Source organism: Micromonospora sp. DT63 (assembly GCF_049841615.1).
Taxonomy (GTDB): Bacteria; Actinomycetota; Actinomycetes; order Mycobacteriales; family Micromonosporaceae; genus Micromonospora.
The window spans coordinates 26723-45409 of the sequence record NZ_JBNCKQ010000005.1; the positions used below are offsets into that span (position 1 = coordinate 26723).

General features: G+C 72.0%; 14 protein-coding genes. All 14 read left to right on the forward strand.

Features of this window, described 5'->3' with window-relative positions:
- Positions 1–150: 150 nt before the first annotated feature.
- The 14 genes from ACLQ27_RS19160 (at position 151) to ACLQ27_RS19225 (ending at position 18652) form a co-directional block, all read left to right on the forward strand.
- The gene (locus ACLQ27_RS19160) at positions 151–1329 is read left to right on the forward strand and encodes an ROK family protein (RefSeq protein ID WP_357496324.1); all 1179 of its coding nucleotides are present in this window, start codon (positions 151–153) and stop codon (positions 1327–1329) included.
- Positions 1326–2963, forward strand: a complete 1638-nt coding sequence (locus tag ACLQ27_RS19165) for a sugar ABC transporter ATP-binding protein (protein WP_357496326.1) — start codon at positions 1326–1328, stop codon at positions 2961–2963. Before ACLQ27_RS19160 ends, ACLQ27_RS19165 begins: the two co-directional genes overlap by 4 nt.
- Entirely contained in the window at positions 2960–4084 is a 1125-nt protein-coding gene (locus ACLQ27_RS19170) for an ABC transporter permease (RefSeq protein WP_234588911.1), read from the forward strand. The genes ACLQ27_RS19165 and ACLQ27_RS19170 overlap by 4 nt, the downstream gene beginning before the upstream one ends.
- A 119-nt stretch (positions 4085–4203) precedes the next feature.
- Positions 4204–5256 carry a substrate-binding domain-containing protein gene (locus ACLQ27_RS19175; RefSeq protein ID WP_357576175.1) on the forward strand — a complete coding sequence of 351 codons (1053 nt, stop codon included), beginning with the start codon at positions 4204–4206 and terminating at the stop codon, positions 5254–5256.
- 53 nt (positions 5257–5309) lie between these two features.
- Entirely contained in the window at positions 5310–6485 is a 1176-nt protein-coding gene (locus ACLQ27_RS19180; protein WP_374109323.1) for a Gfo/Idh/MocA family protein, read from the forward strand.
- 620 nt (positions 6486–7105) lie between these two features.
- Positions 7106–8272 (forward strand): inositol-3-phosphate synthase, encoded by a 1167-nt coding sequence (locus ACLQ27_RS19185; RefSeq protein WP_425867923.1) that lies wholly within the window; start codon positions 7106–7108, stop codon positions 8270–8272.
- Positions 8256–9239, forward strand: a complete 984-nt coding sequence (locus ACLQ27_RS19190) for an SCO3242 family prenyltransferase (protein WP_425867926.1) — start codon at positions 8256–8258, stop codon at positions 9237–9239. The genes ACLQ27_RS19185 and ACLQ27_RS19190 overlap by 17 nt, the downstream gene beginning before the upstream one ends.
- Complete coding sequence (locus ACLQ27_RS19195; RefSeq protein WP_425867928.1) at positions 9236–10294, forward strand: sugar phosphate isomerase/epimerase family protein; 1059 nt, start codon at positions 9236–9238, stop codon at positions 10292–10294. Before ACLQ27_RS19190 ends, ACLQ27_RS19195 begins: the two co-directional genes overlap by 4 nt.
- 74 nt (positions 10295–10368) lie before the next feature.
- Positions 10369–10977, forward strand: a complete 609-nt coding sequence (locus ACLQ27_RS19200) for an EboA domain-containing protein (protein ID WP_425867930.1) — start codon at positions 10369–10371, stop codon at positions 10975–10977.
- Positions 10978–11832 carry a TatD family hydrolase gene (locus ACLQ27_RS19205; protein WP_357496339.1) on the forward strand — a complete coding sequence of 285 codons (855 nt, stop codon included), beginning with the start codon at positions 10978–10980 and terminating at the stop codon, positions 11830–11832.
- On the forward strand, positions 11832–13031 hold the full coding sequence (eboE, locus tag ACLQ27_RS19210) for a metabolite traffic protein EboE (protein WP_425867932.1): 1200 nt from the start codon (positions 11832–11834) through the stop codon (positions 13029–13031). Before ACLQ27_RS19205 ends, eboE begins: the two co-directional genes overlap by 1 nt.
- Positions 13028–14443 (forward strand): alkaline phosphatase family protein, encoded by a 1416-nt coding sequence (locus ACLQ27_RS19215; protein WP_234584382.1) that lies wholly within the window; start codon positions 13028–13030, stop codon positions 14441–14443. The genes eboE and ACLQ27_RS19215 overlap by 4 nt, the downstream gene beginning before the upstream one ends.
- Positions 14440–15507, forward strand: a complete 1068-nt coding sequence (locus ACLQ27_RS19220) for a polyprenyl synthetase family protein (protein WP_357496343.1) — start codon at positions 14440–14442, stop codon at positions 15505–15507. The genes ACLQ27_RS19215 and ACLQ27_RS19220 overlap by 4 nt, the downstream gene beginning before the upstream one ends.
- A gap of 289 nt (positions 15508–15796) precedes the next feature.
- Positions 15797–18652: a PQQ-dependent sugar dehydrogenase gene (locus ACLQ27_RS19225; protein WP_425867934.1), complete on the forward strand. Its 2856-nt coding sequence runs from the start codon at positions 15797–15799 to the stop codon at positions 18650–18652.
- Positions 18653–18687: the final 35 nt, after the last annotated feature.

Sequence of the window (18687 nt, forward strand, 5' to 3'; positions counted from 1 at the left end):
CCACTATTAGCTTTTGCTCTTACGGACAAAAGTTGCCACCGGAACGGTTGAAGCTCTGGACAGGCGGTGCGGAACGCTCCTACTGTGTCGGACACAACACCTCGGCGTTGCGTCGATGTGAACGAGTTCGATGAAGAGGTGAACTCCCCGGTGCGGACCGTTGAGCCCCTGCACGTCCGGTTGTTGCGGTTGCTCCGCGACGAGGGGGCCGTGTCCCGGGCCGAGCTGGGTGACCGCCTCCAGATGCCCCGCCCGCGACTGTTGGCCGAGTTGGACCGGCTGGTCGCACTGGGTTACGTCGCCGAGGCCGGGCTCGCCGCCTCCCGCGGCGGGCGTCGCTCCACCCTGGTCGAGCTGAACCCGAAACTGCGCTTCGCGGCAGTCGACCTGGGCGCCAGCTCGATGGACGTCGAGGTGGTCAACGGCCGTCTCGAACCGGTGGCCCACTACGCCGAGCCGGCCGACATCCGCAATGGACCGAAAGTGACCCTGCAACGGGTCAACGAGCTGCTGCACAAGGCCCGGGTCGACGGCGCGTACGAGCGGTTGGACGCGGTGGGCATCGGAGTTCCCGGCCCGGTCAGCTTCCGCGACGGCGTCCCGGTCTCGCCGCCGATCATGCCGGGCTGGGACCGGTTTCCGGTCCGCGAACTGCTCAGCCGGGAGCACGGCTGCCCGGCGGTGGTCGACAACGACGTCAACATCATGGCGATCGGCGAGCGGCACGGCGGGGTCGCCCACTCGGTGGACGACTTCCTCTTCGTGAAGATCGGCACCGGCATCGGCTGCGGCATCTACCTGACCGGCGACGTCTACCGCGGCACCGACGGCTGCGCCGGGGACATCGGCCACATCCAGGTCGACGCGCACGGGCCGATGTGCTCGTGCGGAAACGTCGGATGTCTGGAGGCGTTGTTCAGTGGCGCCGCGCTGGCCAAGGACGCGACCGCCGCCGCCCGCAGCGGGGCGTCGCCGGCACTGGCCGAGCGGATGAGCCTGCGGGGCGTGGTGACCGCTCTGGACGTCGCCGAGGGCGCGGTCGAGGGCGACGTGACCTGTATCCAGCTGATCCGCGACGGCGGGCGGCGGGTCGGCGGGGTCCTCGCCGGCCTGGTGAGCTTCACCAACCCGTCGATGATCGTGATTGGTGGTGGGCTGGCCCAGCTCGGGCACATCCTGCTCGCCGAGATCCGCAGCGTGGTCTACCGCCGGTCGCTGCCGCTGGCCACCGGCAACCTGCCCGTCGTGCTGTCCGAGCTGGGTGGTCGGGCCGGCGTCGCCGGCGCGGCCGTGCTCGCCAGCGACGTCGCCTTCGGCGAGGCCTCATGAACCTGCGGTCGTCAGGCGCGAAACCCACCGTGAGCGAGGAGGAGACTGTGGCCCAGCCCGAGGAGAACGCCGCCGTCGCCGGGGCGTCGCTGGTCGAGGCCCCCGCGGACACCGTCGCCGGCGAGGTGGTCCTGCGCCTCACCGACGTGGTCAAGACCTTCCCCGGCGTACGCGCCCTCGACGGGGTGCAGCTGGAGGTGCGTGCCGGCGAGGTGCACTGCCTGCTCGGGCAGAACGGCGCCGGCAAGTCCACCCTGATCAAGGTGCTGGCCGGGGTGCACCAACCGGATTCCGGTCTCATCGAGTGGCGGGGCGAGCCCACCAGCTTCGCCAACCCGCAGGCTGCCATGCGCGCCGGTATCGCCACCATCTACCAGGAGCTCGACCTCGTCGAGGACCTGTCGGTGGGGGAGAACGCGTTCCTGGGCCACGAGCCGCGCCGGCTGGGCTTCGTCCGTCGCGGGCAAATGGTCCGACGAACCCGCCAGATCCTCGGCCGGCTCGGGCACGGCGAGATCCACCCCAAGCGGATGGTCCGCGCGCTGCCGGCGGCCGGCAAGCAGATCGTCAGCATGGCCCGGGCGCTGTCGCACGAGGCGCGACTGATCATCATGGACGAGCCGAGCGCGGTGCTGGCGCACGACGAGGTGGGCAACCTGTTCCGGATCATCCGGGAGTTGACCGCCCAGGGCATCGCCGTCATCTACATCTCCCACCGCCTGGAGGAGATCCGCGAGATCGGCGACCGGGTCACCGTACTCAAGGACGGCCGGACCACCGCGGCGAACCTGCCGGCGCGCGACACCCCGACCCGCGACCTGGTCAGCCGGATGACCGGCCGCAGCATCGAGTACGTCTTCCCGGAGCGCCCGGCGGCCGGTCCGGCCGGCGCGGAGCTGCTCCAGGTCGAGGGGCTGACCCGGGCCGGCGAGTTCGCCGACGTGTCGCTCGATGTCCGGGCCGGTGAGATCGTCGGCATCGCCGGGCTGGTCGGCTCGGGCCGCTCCGAGCTGCTCGAGACCATCTACGGCGCCCGCCGAGCCGACGCGGGCACGGTCCGGATGGCCGGCCGGGCGTTGCGCGCGGGTGTCGGCGCGGCGGTCCGGGCCGGCATGGGCATGGCGCCCGAGGAGCGCAAGAGTCAGGCGCTGCTGCTCGGTGAGCCGATCTACCGCAACGTCACCCTCTCCACGTTCAGCCGGTACGCCCGGTTCGGCTTCACCAACGTGGCGGCCGAGCAGGCCGAGGCGAACCGGATCGCCGACGATCTCGAACTGCGCCCCCGCGACGTCCGCCGCCCGGTGCGCACCCTCTCCGGCGGCAACCAGCAGAAGGTGGTGGTGGGGCGGTGGCTGCTCGGCGACACCAAACTGCTGCTCCTGGACGAGCCGACCCGAGGCGTGGACATCGGTGCCCGCGCTGAGCTGTACCAGGTGATCCGGGGTCTGGCCGCCCAGGGCGTCGGGGTCCTGCTGGTCTCCAGCGAGGTGCCCGAGGTGCTCGGTCTGGCCGACCGGGTCCTGGTGATGCGGGAGGGCCGGGTGGTCCGCGAGGCCCTGGCCGGCGAACTCGACGAGAACACTGTGCTCGACCTCGTGATGGCGGGGTCCCTGATGGAAGGCGCACCGGCATGAGCGACGCGACTCCCACCCCCACCGCGACCCCGGAGCGCCCGCAGCTGCCGGCGCAGTCGCCGCCGGTGGATCCCGCCGAGACGGCGGTGGCCAGCGAGGCGGCGACGACCAGCAACCGGCTCTCGTGGTGGCGGGGTGACAGCGGCGAAGGTGCCCGCCGTAACCTCGGCCTCATCGGGGTGCTGGTGGTCCTGGTCATCATCGGCGCCGTGAGCCGGTGGGACCTCTACTCCAACCCGGACTGGGTGTGGGACAACACCCTCACCATCCTCAAGCTGGCCTCGGTGGTCGGCGTGGTCACCGTCGGGATGACCTTCGTCATCATCGGCGGCGGTATCGACCTGTCGGTCGGCGCGATAGTCGCGCTCTCCGCGGTCTGGGCCACCACTGTCGCCACGCAGAGCTACGGCGCCGGCGGCATGATCTTCACCGCCCTGGTCGTCGGGCTGTCGGTAGGCGTGGTCAACGGAATCCTCATCTCGTACGGCCGGCTGGTGCCCTTCATCGCCACCCTGGCGATGCTGGTGGCCGCCCGCGGTCTGGCGGCGGAGATCTCCAACAAGCAGACCCAGCTGTCCAACAACACCTTCATCAACAACATCGCCAGCGAGAAGGTGCTCGGCATCCCGCTGCTGGTCTACATCCTCGCCGCTGTGGTCGCGGCCGGTTGGGTGCTGCTCAACCGCACCACCTTCGGCCGGCGCACGGTCGCCGTCGGAGGCAACCCCGAGGCGGCCCGGCTGGCCGGCATCAACGTCCGGCGGCACACCCTGCTGCTGTACGCGCTGTCCGGCCTCTGCTGCGGCATCGCCGCCATCATGCTCACCGCGCAGGCCAACTCGGCCCAGGCGGCGACGGCAAACCTCTACGAGCTGGACGCGATCGCCGCCGCGATCATCGGTGGCACGCTGCTCAGCGGCGGGCGGGGCACGATCATCGGTTCCCTGCTCGGCGTGATCATCTTCTCGACCATCACCAACCTCTTCGCCATCAACGGCCTCTCCAGCGAGGCCCAGAACATGGTCAAGGGCGGCATCATCGTGGCGGCCGTCCTGGTCCAGCAGGTGCAGTTCCGCAGCATCACCCAGTTCCTGGGCCGCAACAGGCTCACCAGCAGCTGACCAACCACCAGCACCCGCACCACCTTGCCGCACCACCGCAGGGTCACCCGAGCATCGACGGTGACCGGATACCACGCACCCTCCACTCATCCCACCACCTGCGAACACAGGAGGTCGTCATGACCCAGCACAGTCCCGACCTGTCGCGCCGCCGAATGCTCTTCGGCGGGGTCGCGGTCGGCGCCGGCGTACTGCTGGCCGGTTGCACGAGCAACGAGTCGTCGCCCACCACCGCGCAGACCAAGGCGGCGGCGACCGGCGTCAACAACGAGCCCGGCAAGAAGGTGGTCATCGGCTTCTCCGCCCCCGCCGACGACCACGGCTGGATCGCCGCCATCACCAACAACGCCAAGGCGCAGGCCGGCGCGTACTCCGACGTGGAGCTCAAGCCCGTCGCGGCGGGCGCGGACCCGGCGGCCCAGCGGGCGGCGCTGTCCACCCTGGTGTCGCAGAAGCCCGACGTCATCGTGGTGCTGCCGCACGACGGCAAGGAACTCAACGCGTTCGGCCTGGAGGCCATGACCGCCGGCATCCCGGTGGTCAACCTGGACCGGGCCTTCCCCGACGCCCGGGCGTACCGCCTGCAGATCAAGGGCGACAACTACGGCATGGGCGTCGCCGCGGCGACGTACATCATCGCGCAGCTCAAGGCCAAGGGCGTCAGCAACCCGATCATCGGTGAGATCCCCGGCATCGACGCGCTGGAGCTGACCCAGGAGCGGTCGAAGGGCTTCAACGACACGCTCGCCGCGAGCGGCTTCAAGGTGGCCAACCGCCGGCCGGCCGAATTCACCGTCGACTCCGGCCAGCAGGCCGCGACCGGGCTGTTCCAGGCCCTGCCGAAGATCGACGCGATCTGGAACCACGACGACGACCAGGGCGTCGGCGTGATGGCCGCGATCAACCAGTCCGGCCGCAAGGAGTTCTTCATGGTCGGCGGCGCCGGCTCGAAGAAGGCGATGGAGGACATCCAGGCGGACAACACCGTGCTGAAGGCCACCGTCACCTACAGCCCGTCGATGGCCTCCTCGGCCATCTCGCTCGCCCGCCTCATCGGCCAGGGCAAGGGCATGTCCGACCTGGTGGAACTCCAGGTGCCCAAGGAGATCGTGCTCGCCTCGGAGACGATCACGAAGGAGAACGCGAGCAGCTACCTCAAGCTCGGGTTCTGATACACGGGGGGAGACCCACCTTGTCCACGACAGACAGAGAACTGCGGATCGGCATGGTCGGTTACGCGTTCATGGGCGCCGCGCACTCACAGGCGTGGCGCACCGTGAACCGCGTCTACGACCTGCCGGCACGAGCCAGGATGTCGCTGATCTGCGGCCGCGACACACCGAAGGTGGCCGAGGCCGCCGACCGGCTCGGCTGGGACGCGTACACGACGGACTGGCGCGACGTGATCAACTCCGACGAGATCGACGTGGTTGACATCTGCACACCCGGCGACAGTCACGCCGAGATCGCCCTCGCCGCCCTCGCCGCCGGCAAGCACGTCCTGTGCGAGAAGCCGCTGGCCAACACAGTGGCGGAGGCGCGGGCGATGACCGCCGCGGCGGACACCGCCCGCGCCTCCGGGGTGCGCTCGATGTGCGGGTTCAACTACCGCCGGGTCCCCGCGGTCACGATGATGCGCCAGATGGTCGCCGACGGACGACTCGGGGTGATCCGGCACGTCCGAGCGACGTACCTGCAGGACTGGATCGTGGATCCGCAGTTCCCGCTGGTCTGGCGGTTGCAGAAGGACAGGGCGGGCTCCGGCGCGCTCGGTGACATCGGTGCGCACATCATCGACCTGACGCAGTTCGTCGTCGGCCAGCGGATCACCGGCGTCAGCGCGGTCACCGAGACGTTCGTCAAGGAGCGGCCGTTGCCGGCCGAGTCGAGCGGTCTCGCGGCCACCGTGGACGGCGGCTCGGCGCCCACCGGGCCGGTCACCGTCGACGACGCCGCGATCTTCGTGGCCCGGCTCGACGGTGGCGCCCTGGCGACGTACGAGGCGAGCCGTTTCGCCACGGGCCGCAAGAACGCCCTCCGAGTCGAGATCAACGGTTCGCTGGGCAGCGTGGTCTTCGACCTGGAGCGTCTCAACGAGTTGGAGTTCTACGACGCCACCCGGCCTACCCTGGAACAGGGCTTCAGCCGGATCCTGGTGACCGAGGGCGACCACCCGTACATGTCGGCGTGGTGGCCGCCCGGCCACATCATCGGCTACGAGCACTCCTTCACCCACCAGATGCGCGATCTCATCGAGGCGATCGCCACCGGCACCGACCCGGCGCCCTCCTTCGCCGACGCGTTGCAGGTCCAGCTCGTGCTGGACGCGGTGACCCGTTCGGCGGACGTCGGTTCCTCCTGGACCGACGTGGAACCGGCGCTGACCGCGGTGGCCGTCTGACCCCCTGACCATCCGCGACGGCGGTGCTCGCGCCGCCGTCGCCCGACCGGCTTTCCGGAGCCGACCGGCGAGGGACCGACAGCGGTTTGCGCCCCGCGGTCGGGACGAGGTCGGCTCCGGAGAGTGTGCAGCCGGGCCGTGTGGCCCGGTGGCGCACGAGCAGGACGGTCGTCCGGTGCGACCGGACCGGGATTCCCCGGCCGCACCGGAGGACCGCCACCACCCCCGGCGATCCGGAGGACCCGATGACACCGCCCGCCGCTGCCCCCACCCGTCCCGCCTCGGTACGCCGCCCTGCGACGGACCGCACCTCGGTCGACGATCCGGTGGGCACGGCAACCTGAGACGTCCGGTCGGGGCACGCCAACGCCCCAGTCGGATGCGGGGGAGGCAGGGTCGAGACGCCGACCGACCCTGCCTGCCAGCCCCGTCTGCCCGCACCCGTACCGGTAACCGGTCCGTCGTCGTCGCCGCCGACGCCGACGCCGGATCCGGTGTCGTTCCGGTACGGGTCGGGCGGGCGGGGCCCATCCGCTCAAGGCCGTAGCTTTTCGAGAAATATTCTGATATTCCTATATTTAAATCGAACCGACGGTTCCTCCTGGATGGGAAGGAGCACCATGCGAACGGGTGTCTGGCTGGTAGGAGCACGCGGTTCGGTCGCGACCACCAGCATCGTCGGAGGGCTCGCGCTGCGGGCCGGCCTGGCCGGGCCGACCGGCTGCGTCACCGAGTTGCCGGATCTGCGCGGTCCCGCCCTCCCGTCCTTCGCGGACCTGGTCTTCGGAGGCCACGACGTGGCCACCACCCCGTTGAGCAAGCGCGCTGAGGCCCTGGCCGACACCGGTGTGATACCCGGTCGGCTGGTCGCCGCGCTCCCCGACGAGCTGGCCGCCGTCGAGCAGGAACTGCGTCCGGCCCCGCTCGGCGGCACCCAGGCCGACCGGGTCGCGACCATCGTGGGTGACCTCACATCCTTCCGGGAGCGCAACCGTCTGGACCGCGTGGTCGTGGTCAACGTCTCCGCCACCGAACCGGCGCCTCGACCGCACCCCGGGCACGCCGACCCGGTGGCGCTGCGTGCCGCGCTCGCCGGACCGGACGAGGTGCTGCCGCCCAGCTCCCTGTACGCGTACGCGGCGCTGCTGGCCGACTGCCCGTACGTCGACTTCACCCCGTCCACCGGGCTGCGGTTGCCGGCGCTGGCCGCGCTGGCCGAAGAGCTGCGCCTGCCGTACGCCGGGCACGACGGCAAGACCGGTGAGACCCTGGTCAAGTCGGTCCTCGCGCCGATGTTCGCGATGCGCAACCTCGCGGTGCGCTCCTGGTCCGGGATGAACCTGCTCGGCGGCGGCGACGGCGCCACCCTCGCCGACCCGGCCGCCAACGCGGCCAAGGTGCAGAGCAAGCAACGCGTGCTCGGCGAGACGCTGGGCTACGTCCCGCAGGGCAACACCCGCATCGAGTACGTCGAGGAGCTGGGCGACTTCAAGACCGCCTGGGATCTGATCACGTTCGCCGGCTTCCTCGGCACCGGGATGCGGATGGAGTTCACCTGGCACGGCTGCGACTCCGCGCTGGCCGCGCCGCTGGTGCTCGACCTGGCGCGGCTCACCGCCGCCGCGCACGCCGCCGGGCAGGTGGGGCCGCTGGCCGACCTGGGTTTCTTCTTCAAGGACCCGCTCGGTGCGCCCACCCACTCGCTGGCCGAGCAGTGGGCCCGGCTGACCGACTTCACCCAGCGGTTGCACGCCGGCCTGGACGGTGGCCATGACCACGCTGGCTGACGTGGCCGAGCTGGTCCGGGCACCGGCAGCGCTCTCGGTCCCCGGTGACGTGGTTGCCGGCGCGGCGGCCGCCGGCGCGTTGGGCCCGCGTACCCCCGCCCTCGCCGGCGCGTCGGTGCTGCTCTACTGGGCCGGCATGGCCGCCAACGACTGGGCCGACCGGGAGCTGGACGCCGTCGAACGCCCCGAGCGACCGATCCCCAGCGGCCGGGTCACCCCGGCCGCCGCGCTGGGCCTCGCGGCCGGCCTCACCGCCGCCGGCGTGGGCCTGGCCGCCGCCGTGGGCGGTCGCCGCGCGGCCGCGCTCGCGGTGCCGCTGGCCGCCAGCATCTGGGGGTACGACCTGCTGGCCAAGAACACCGCCGCCGGCCCCGCCGTGATGGCCGCCTGCCGAGGGCTGGACGTGCTGCTGGGCGCCTCCGGCGGCCACCTGTGGCGGGCGCTTCCCTCGGCGGCGACCGTGGCGGCCCACACCTGGACGGTCACCACCCTGTCCCGGCGCGAGGTCACCGGCGCGGACGCGGCCCTGCCGATGCGCACACTGGCCGGCACCGCCCTGGTCGCCGCCAGCGCCGCCGTCGCCGTCCCCGGCGCCCGTCGCGCTGCCGTCCCCGGCGCCCGCCGCGCTGCCGTCCCCGGCGCCGAAGCAGCCAGCGCTGGCGGGGCTGCCAGCGCCGACGGGCGGGCCGAGGTGAGCGCGGGCCGGGCCCGGGCGGCGGGAGTCGCCGCCGCGCTGCCCGCGCTGCTGGCCGGGTGGTACGCCGCCCGCTACGGCGCCGCCCAGGCCCAGGTCGTCCGGGATCCCTCGGCCGGGAAGGTCCGCGCGGCCGTCGGCGCGGGGATCACCGGCCTTCCCGCCCTGCAGGGGGCGCTTACCGCACGTGGCGGCGCCGGTCTGCTCGGGCTGGCCGTCGCGGCGGCGGCGCCGCTGGGCCGTCGGCTGGCCCGGAAGGTCTCCCCGACATGACCGTGCCCCGGCCCCGACCCGCGCAGCCCGAGACCGCGCAGTCCGGAACCGCGCAGCTCGGAACCGCGCAGTCCGGCAACGGGACTGTCGAGCCGTCGAGCGCCGACGCGACGGCGCTGCGCCTCGGGTACGGCACGAACGGCTTCGCCAACCACCGGCTCGACGACGCGCTCGCCGTCCTCGCCGACCTCGGCTACGACGGCGTGGCGCTCACCCTGGACCACGACCACCTGGACCCGTTCGCACCCGGGCTCACCCGCCGGATCGCGGCGGTCGCCCGGCGGCTGGACGCGCTGGGTCTGGGGGTGGTGATCGAGACCGGTGCCCGCTATCTGCTCGACCCGTGGCACAAGCATGCACCGACGCTGCTGCACGACGACCCCACCCGGCGGATCGAGTTCCTGCGCCGGGCGGTGCGGATCGGCGCCGACCTGGGAGCCGAGGCGGTCTCGTTCTGGGCCGGTGTGCGGCCCGAGACGGTGTCACAGCAGTGCGCCTGGGACCGGCTGGTCGCCGGCTGCGCCAGCGTGGTCGACGCCGCCGACAGCGCGGGCGTCACCCTCGGCTTCGAGCCGGAGCCGGGCATGCTGGTCGAGAGCATCACCGACTGGCGTCGACTGCACGCGGTGCTCGACGCGCCGGCCCGCTTCGGCATCACCCTCGACATCGGCCACTGCCGGTGCCTGGAGCCGTGGCCGGTGCCGCAGTGCGTCGCCGAGGTGGCCGACCACCTGGTCAACGTGCAGATCGACGACATGCGCCGGGGCGTGCACGAGCACCTGGAGTTCGGCACCGGTGAGATCGACTTCCCGCCGGTGCTGGCGGCCCTGGCCGAGGCCGGCTACCCCGGGCTGGTCGCCGTCGAGTTGCCCCGCGACTCGCACGCCGCACCGGCGGTCGCCGCCCGCTCGATCGAGTTCCTCCGCGCCGCCGCAACCGCCGCTGCAAAGGCCGGCGCGCGGCGCATCGAGGTACCCGCCGACGCCCTTTGCTCTGCTTCAACGGAGGCGACAGCGGGCGTCCGATATCCGGACACCGACCGTCGCGTGGAGTGAAGCAGAGCAAAGGGTGTGCCAGGGGTGCCCGTCAGCCACACGAGGGGACCAGCAGCACAAGGGGAGGAGACGGGATGACACCGGATTCACTACGGGCCGCGCTGCGGGGCGTACCCGATCCCGACTGGCTGGACGAGGCGCTGCGCCAGGTCGCGGCCGAGCCCACCGCGATCGCCCGGCTCTTTCCCGCCGTCGGTCGGCGGTGCGGTCGGGCCGCGTTGCCCGACGCCCCCGGCTGGACCGCCGACGACGCGGCCCGGGTGCTGCTGCTCACCGCCCTGCCCGGCGAGCACGCCTCGTACGCCGAGAACCTCTACCAGCACGGTGACGCGGCCGAGCGGCGGGCCGTGCTGCGGGCCCTGCCGCTGCTGCCGATCGGCACCGCCGGGGTGCCGCTGCTGCACGACGCGATCCGGACCAACGACACCCGGCTGGTCGCCGCCGCCCTCGGCCCGTACGCCCGGCACCTCGATGAGGCCGCCTGGCGGCAGGCGGTGCTCAAGTGCGTGTTCAGCGGCGTGCCGTTGGCAGTGGTCTCCGACCTGGAGACCCGCGCCGACGGGGAGCTGGCCGCGATGCTGGCCGCGCTCACCGCCGAGCGGCACGCCGCCGGCCGGGAGATGCCCGCCGACGCCACCGACCTGCTCGACCGGCTCACCGCCGCACTGCCCCGGGAGGCGTGAATGCGCATCTTCGACCCCCACATCCACATGACCTCACGCACCACAGACGACTACGAACGGATGGCCGCCGCCGGGGTCCGCGCGGTGGTGGAACCGGCGTTCTGGCTGGGCCAGCCGCGCACCAGCGCCGCCTCGTTCATCGACTACTTCGACTCGCTCATCGGCTGGGAGCCGTTCCGGGCCGGGCAGTTCGGGGTGCGGCACCACGCCACTATCGCGCTCAACCCCAAGGAGGCCAACGACCCGCGCTGCCGCCCGGTGCTCGACCTGCTGCCCCGCTACCTGGACAAGGACGCGGTCGTGGCGGTCGGCGAGATCGGGTACGACTCGATGACCCCGGAGGAGGACGAGGCGTTCGCCGCGCAGCTCGCCCTGGCCGTGGCGTACGACCTGCCGGCGCTGGTGCACACCCCGCACCGGGACAAGGCACGCGGCTGCGAGCGCACCCTCGCCGTGGTCGCCGAATCCGGCATCGACGCCGGTCGCGTGGTCGTCGACCACCTCAACGAGGTGACCGTCAAGCTCGTGCGGGACAGCGGCTGTTGGCTGGGTTTCTCCATCTACCCGGACACGAAGATGACGCCGCAGCGGATGGTCGAGTTGCTGCGCGAGTACGGCACGGAACGGATGCTGGTCAACTCGGCCGCCGACTGGGGTCGCTCCGATCCGTTGTTGACCCGGGCAACCGGCGAGGCGATGCTGCTCGCCGGGTTCAGCGACGACGACGTCGACCGGGTGCTGTGGCGCAACCCCGTGGAGTTCTACGGCCAGTCGGGTCGGCTCGACCTGAGCGACCTCGACGTCACCGCCGTGGACCCGCAGACCGGCAACTCGATCCTGCGCGGCGGCAGCTGATGCGGCTGCGACATGCCGGCGGCGACACCGTCCATCTCGGCTACTGCACCAACGTGCACCCCGCCGAGGACCTCGCCGGCATCCTCGGTCAACTGGACACGTACGCCGTGCCGGTGCGGGAGGCGCTCGGCAGCGACCTGCTCGGCCTGGGCCTGTGGCTGGCCGCCCCGGTCGCCGCCGAGCTGGCCGCCGACCCGGCGCTGCGCCTGCGGCTGCGCGCCGAGCTGGACGCGCGCGGTCTGGAGGTGGTCACCCTCAACGGCTTCCCGTACGCGGCCTTCCAGGCCCCCGTTGTCAAGCAGGACGTGTACCACCCGGACTGGACCACCGAGCAGCGGCTGGCGTACACGCTGGATCTGGCCCGGGTGCTCGCCGACCTGCTGCCCGACGACGCGGCCCGGGGCTCGATCTCCACCCTGCCGCTGGCCTGGCGGCGGCCCTGGGACACCGGGCGGGCCGACGCCGCCCACCGTCGGCTGGACCAGCTCGCCGCCGGTCTGGCCGCCGTGCAGCGCGACACCGGCCGCGAGGTGCGGGTCGCCTTCGAACCGGAGCCCGGCTGCGTGGTGGAGAGCACCGGGCAGGCGGCCTCGCTGTTGGACGGCATCGACACCGACCGGCTGGGTGTCTGCGTCGACCTGGCCCACCTGGCGTGCGCCTGGGAGGAGCCGGCCGAGGCGTTGGAACGACTGCGGACCGCCGGACTGCCCGTGGTGAAGGTGCAGGTCTCCGCCGCCGTCGAGGCAACCGACCCGGCCGGCGGCGCGGACGCGCTGCGCCGCTGGGTGGAGCCGCGCTTCCTGCACCAGACCCGGAGCGCCGGTTGCGCCGGTCTGGCCGACCCGGCCGACCCGGCGTACGCGGCCGACGACCTGGACGAGGCGCTGGACCGGGCGCTGCCCGGCCCGTGGCGGGTGCACTACCACGTGCCGCTGCACGCCCCACCGGAGGAACCGCTCGGCTCGACCCTGCCCGTCCTGCGCGCCGCGCTGAGAGCGCTCTACAGCGGGCCGACCGCCGGGTGCGACCACCTCGACGTCGAGACGTACACCTGGGGGGTTCTACCGGCCGCGCGGCGGCCGGGCACCGACGCGGAGCTGGCCGCCGGCATCGCCGCCGAGCTGGCCTTCGCCCGAGACGAACTGGTCGGCCTCGGGCTGACCCCGGAACGCACAGTGAGCGCGGGAGAGACGCGATGAGCCGACGACTTGTGGTACTCGACGTGGTGGGGCTGACCCCCCGCCTGCTGGCGCACATGCCTCGGCTGCGCGGTGTCGCCGACGGCGGCTTCCGGGCCGAACTGGGCACCGTGCTGCCGGCGGTGACCTGCTCGGTGCAGTCCACCTTCCTCACCGGCGAACAGCCCAGCGGGCACGGGATCGTCGGCAACGGCTGGTACTTCCGGGAGCTGGGCGAGGTGTTCCTGTGGCGCCAGCACAACGCGCTTGTCGGCGGGGACAAGCTCTGGCAGGCGGCGCGGCGGGCCGAACCGGGCTACACGGTGGCCAACGTCTGCTGGTGGTACGCCATGGGCGCGGACGTCGACTGGACCGTCACGCCGCGACCGGTGTACTACGCCGACGGCCGCAAGGAGCCGGACTGCTACACCGACCCGCCGGAGCTGCACGACGCGCTCACCGGGCGGCTTGGCACCTTCCCGCTGTTCACCTACTGGGGGCCGACCGCCGGGCTGCCGTCGTCGAAGTGGATCTGCCAGGCGGCCGAGCAGATCCTGGCCGACGTGTCACCCGACCTGACCCTGGTCTACGTCCCCCACCTGGACTACGACCTGCAACGCTTCGGCCCCTCGTCGGCCCAGGCGGCCGCCGCCGCGGCCGAGCTGGACGCGGTGCTCGGCCCGCTGCTGGACGCCGCGCGGGCCCGCGACGCGACAGTGGTGGTGCTCTCGGAGTACGGCATCACCGACGTGTCCCGGCCGGTGGACGTCAACCGGCTGCTGCGTGCCGAAGGGCTGCTGCGGGTGCACACCCAGGCCGGCATGGAGTACCTCGACCCGTGGACGTCGAAGGCGTTCGCGGTCGCCGACCACCAGGTCGCGCACGTCTACGTCAAGGATCCGGCCGACGTGCCGGCGGTGGCGAAGCTCTGCGCCGGGCTGCCCGGGGTGGCCGAGGTGCTGGACGCCGACGGCAAGGCCGCGTACGGGCTGGACCACCCGCGCGCCGGCGAGCTGGTGCTGGTGGCCGAGCCGGACTCCTGGTTCACCTACTACTACTGGCTCGACGACGCCCGCGCGCCGGACTTCGCCCGGCTGGTCGAGATCCACCGCAAGCCGGGGTACGACCCCGCCGAGCTGTTCTTCGACCCGGCCAACCCCGGCGCCGCGAAGGCTCGGGCCGGGGTGGCGCTGGCCCGCAAGAAGCTCGGCATGCGCTACCTGATGAGCGCCGTCGGCCTGGACGCCGGCGCCCGGGCGGTGCGCGGCTCGCACGGGCGGCTGCCCAGCGACCCGGCGGACGCCCCGGTGCTGCTCTGTTCCGACAGGTCCGCTGCCCGGGACCGGGTGGCGGCCACCGAGGTGAAGGCGCTGCTGCTGGAGTTGGCCGGGTTGGCCAACGGTGACGGTGGCCGGTCCGGGGTGGGATCGTGACGGCCACCGTCGCTCCGGCGGACGCGAGCAGGCTGCGGGCGCGCTTCGACGCGGAGCTGGCCGCCTTCCTCGAACGGCAGGGCCCCGACTGGCCCGACGGAGCGCCGCGCGGGGTGTTCACCGCGCTGCAACGGTTCGTGCTGGCCGGCGGGAAGCGGCTGCGTCCGCTGTTCTGCTACTGGGGCTGGCGCGCTGCCGGGGCCGCCGACGGCCGCCCGATCGTGGTGGCCGCGGCGGCGCTGGAGCTGTTCCACGCGTTCGCGCTGATCCACGACGACATCCTGGACGGCAGCGACCGCCGCCGGGGCGAACCGTCGGTGCACCGCCTCTTCGCCGACCTGCACGCCCGCTCGTCGTGGCGTGGCGACCCCGAGGCGTACGGGCGCAACACCGCCCTGCTCTGCGGGGACCTCTGCGCGGCCTGGTCGGATCAGATGTTCCACGAGTGCGGGCTGGCCACCGAGCAGGTGCACCGGGGCTACGCCGTGTTCGCGCTGATGCGTACCGAGGTGATCGCGGGGGAGTACCTCGACCTGGTCTCCGGGGTGGGTGACGGTTCGGTGGCCAGCGCGCTCACCGTGATCCGGATGAAGGCGGCCCGGTACACGGTCACCCGGCCGTTGCAGATCGGCGCGGCGCTGGCCGGGGCGGGGCCGGAGCTGATCGCGGCTCTCGGCGAGTTCGGTGATCCGTTGGGCGACGCGTTCCAGCTCCGCGACGACGTGTTGGGCGTCTTCGGTGATCCGGCGGTCACCGGCAAGTCGGTCCTCGACGACCTGCGCGAGGGTAAGCCCACGGTGATGATGGCGCTGGCCCGCAGCGCCGCCGACCGGTCGCAGACCGTCCGGCTGCGCGAGCTGTTCGGCAATCCGAAGTTGGACGCGGACGGCGCGGTCGAGCTGCGCGAGATCATCGAGGCCACCGGCGCGCGGGACCGGATCGAGCAGATGATCAGGATTCGCAAGGAGGCCGCGACGGGAGCGCTGGCGGCGGTCCCGCTCCCGGATTCGGTACGGGCGGCGTTGGTGGGGTTGGCCAGTCAGGTGACCGGTCGGCAGTCCTGACGTGTCGGCGTCGCGTGCCGCCCCTCGGTGCGTGCGGCACGCGACGCCCCGGACCCTTCCGTACGGCCCCGACCCGGCAACTTTCGATCAAATCGACGAAAGTTGATGCTGGATCGTCGGAAGGTATGGACACATCGACATGCGCGACTTAGTGTCGGGGCCAACACGACATTGTTTCGTCGAGGTGAACCGGCGGCGCGGTAACCCATCGACCCCCACCACCGCTACGGCATCCGGCGCGACGGCGCGCGCCCGGCCTGGCCTCACTCGTCAGGAAGGGACAGCACAGATGTCCAACAAGGACGCACCCCCTCGTCGATCCCGACGATGGCTCTCCGCCGGATCGGCCCTGCTCCTCGTGGCCGCGGCCGGCACGGTCACCCTGGCGGCCAGCTCGACACCGGCCCAGGCGCACACGATCAACGCCACCGACTTCCAGCAGGTCGAACTCGCCCGGGGCGTGTCCGACATGGGTGAGCCGATGTCGCTGGCCGTGCTGCCGGACCGCTCGGTCCTGCACACCGCCCGCAACGGCACGCTGCGCCGCACCGACGCGAACGGCACCACGTCGGTGATCGGCACCCTGTCGGTCTACAACCACGACGAGGAGGGGTTGCAGGGCGTCGGCGTCGACCCGAACTTCGCCAGCAACCGGCAGATCTTCCTCTACTACGCGCCGCCGCTGTCCACCCCCACCGGGGACGCGCCAGCGACCGGCACCGACTTCTCGGCCTGGCAGGGCGTGAACCGCCTCTCCCGGTTCACCCTCAACAGCGACTTCACCGTCAACCAGGCCAGCAAGGTCGACGTCCTCGACGTACCGGCCGACCGCGGACTGTGCTGCCACGTCGGCGGGGACATAGACTTCGACGCCGCCGGCAACCTCTACCTGTCCACCGGCGACGACACCAACCCCTTCGAGTCGGCCGGCTACTCGCCCCTGGACGAGCGGACCAACCGCAACCCGGCGTACGACGCGCAGCGCAGCGCCGGCAACACCAACGACCTGCGGGGCAAGATCCTGCGGATCAAGGTGAACGCCAACGGCACGTACTCCATCCCGTCGGGCAACCTGTTCGCCCCCGGCACGGCCAAGACCCGGCCGGAGATCTACGCCATGGGTTTCCGCAACCCGTTCCGGATCAGCGTGGACAAGGGCACCGGCGTCGTCTACGTCGGTGACTACGGGCCGGACGCCGGCAGCACCAGCTCCACCCGCGGGCCGTCCGGCCAGGTCGAGTTCAACCGGGTCGCCGCGCCGGGCAACTACGGCTGGCCGTACTGCACCGGCACCAACACCACCACCGAGACGTACAACGAGTGGGACTTCGCCACCAACGCCAGCGGGGCGAAGTACAACTGCACCGGCGGGCCGACCAACAACTCGTTCCGCAACACCGGATTGACCACCCTGCCGCCGGCCCAGCCGGCCTGGATCCGGTACGCCGGCGACGCCGGCACCCCCACCGAGTTCGGCGGCGGCTCCGAGTCGCCGATGGGCGGCCCGGTCTACCGGTACAACGCCTCGTCGACCTCCACCACCAAGTTCCCGCAGTCGTTCGACGGGCAGTTCTTCGCCACCGAGTTCGGCCGGGGCTGGATCAAGCCCATCCACGTCAACTCCGACGGCTCCCGGGGCACCATCGACACCTTCCCGTGGGTCGGCAAGCAGGTGATGGACTCGGCCTTCGGCCCGGACGGCGCCTACTACGTGCTCGACTACGGCACCGGCTACTTCAACGGCGACGCCAACTCGGCGCTCTACCGCTTCGACTACGTCGCCGGCGGCAACCGGGCGCCCAGCGCCGCCGCGAGCGCCAACAAGACCTCCGGCGCGGCCCCACTGGCCGTGACGTTCTCCTCGGCCGGCTCGTCCGACCCCGAGGGTGGGGCGCTGACCTACTCGTGGAACTTCGGCGACGGCACCACCTCCACGGCGGCGAACCCGACGAAGACGTACAGCACCAACGGCACCTACACGGCGACGCTGACCGTACGGGACCCGCAGGGTGCCACCGGCAGCGCCAGCGTGCAGATCAACGTCGGCAACACCGCGCCGACGGTGACCATCAACAACCCGGGCAACGGGCAGTTGTTCAGCTTCGGTGACACCGTGCCGTACAGCATCACGGTGACCGACCCGGAGGACGGCACGATCGACTGCACGAAGGTCAAGATGACCTACGTGCTCGGGCACGACCAGCACGGGCACCAGATCACCTCGAAGACCGGCTGCTCCGGCTCGATCACCATCCCCGTCGACGGTGAGCACGACGACGCGGCGAACATCTTCGCCATCTTCGACGCCGAGTACACCGACGCCGGTGGGCTGACCACGCACACCCAGCACACGCTGCCGCCGCGTCACCGCCAGGCCGAGTTCTTCGGCAGCTCGTCCGGGATCAACGTGTTCAGCAAGACCCCGGCCGAGGGCGGCAAGACCGTCGGCGACATCAACAACGGCGACTGGATCGCGTTCCAGCCGTACCGGCTCGGCAACGTCACCTCGTTCACCGCCCGGGTCTCGTCGGCCGGCTCCGGTGGCACCCTCCAGGTGCGGGCCGGCTCGGCCACCGGCACGGTGCTCGGCTCCGCGACCGTCCCGGTGACCGGCGGCTGGGAAACCTTCACCACCGTCACGGGAGCGATCACCAACCCGCCGACCGGCACCACCACGCTCTACCTGACGTTCGCGGGTACGGGCACCGGCGCGCTCTACGACCTGGACGCGTTCACCTTCACCACCGGCTCGGCCCCCACCGGCGGGACCGGTCCGATCAAGGGTCTGGGCGGCAAGTGCCTGGACGTACGCAACGCCGCCACCGCCGACGGCACGCAGATCCAGATCTACACCTGTAACGCCAGCGCGGCCCAGACCTGGGCGGTCACGCCGAACTCCACAATCAAGTCGTTGGGCAAGTGCCTCGACGTCGCCGGTGCCGCCACCGCCGACGGCACCAAGATCCAGCTCTACACCTGCAACGGCACCGGGGCGCAGAACTGGTCCGCGCAGGCCGACGGCACGCTCCGCAACGTGGCGTCCGGCAAGTGCCTGGACGTCTCCGGCAACAGCTCGGCGGACAGCACCGTGGTGCACCTCTGGACCTGTACCGCCGCCGCGAACCAAAAGTGGACCCTGCCCTGAGCTGAGCGAAGGGGCCCCCGTCGCGCGGGGGCCCC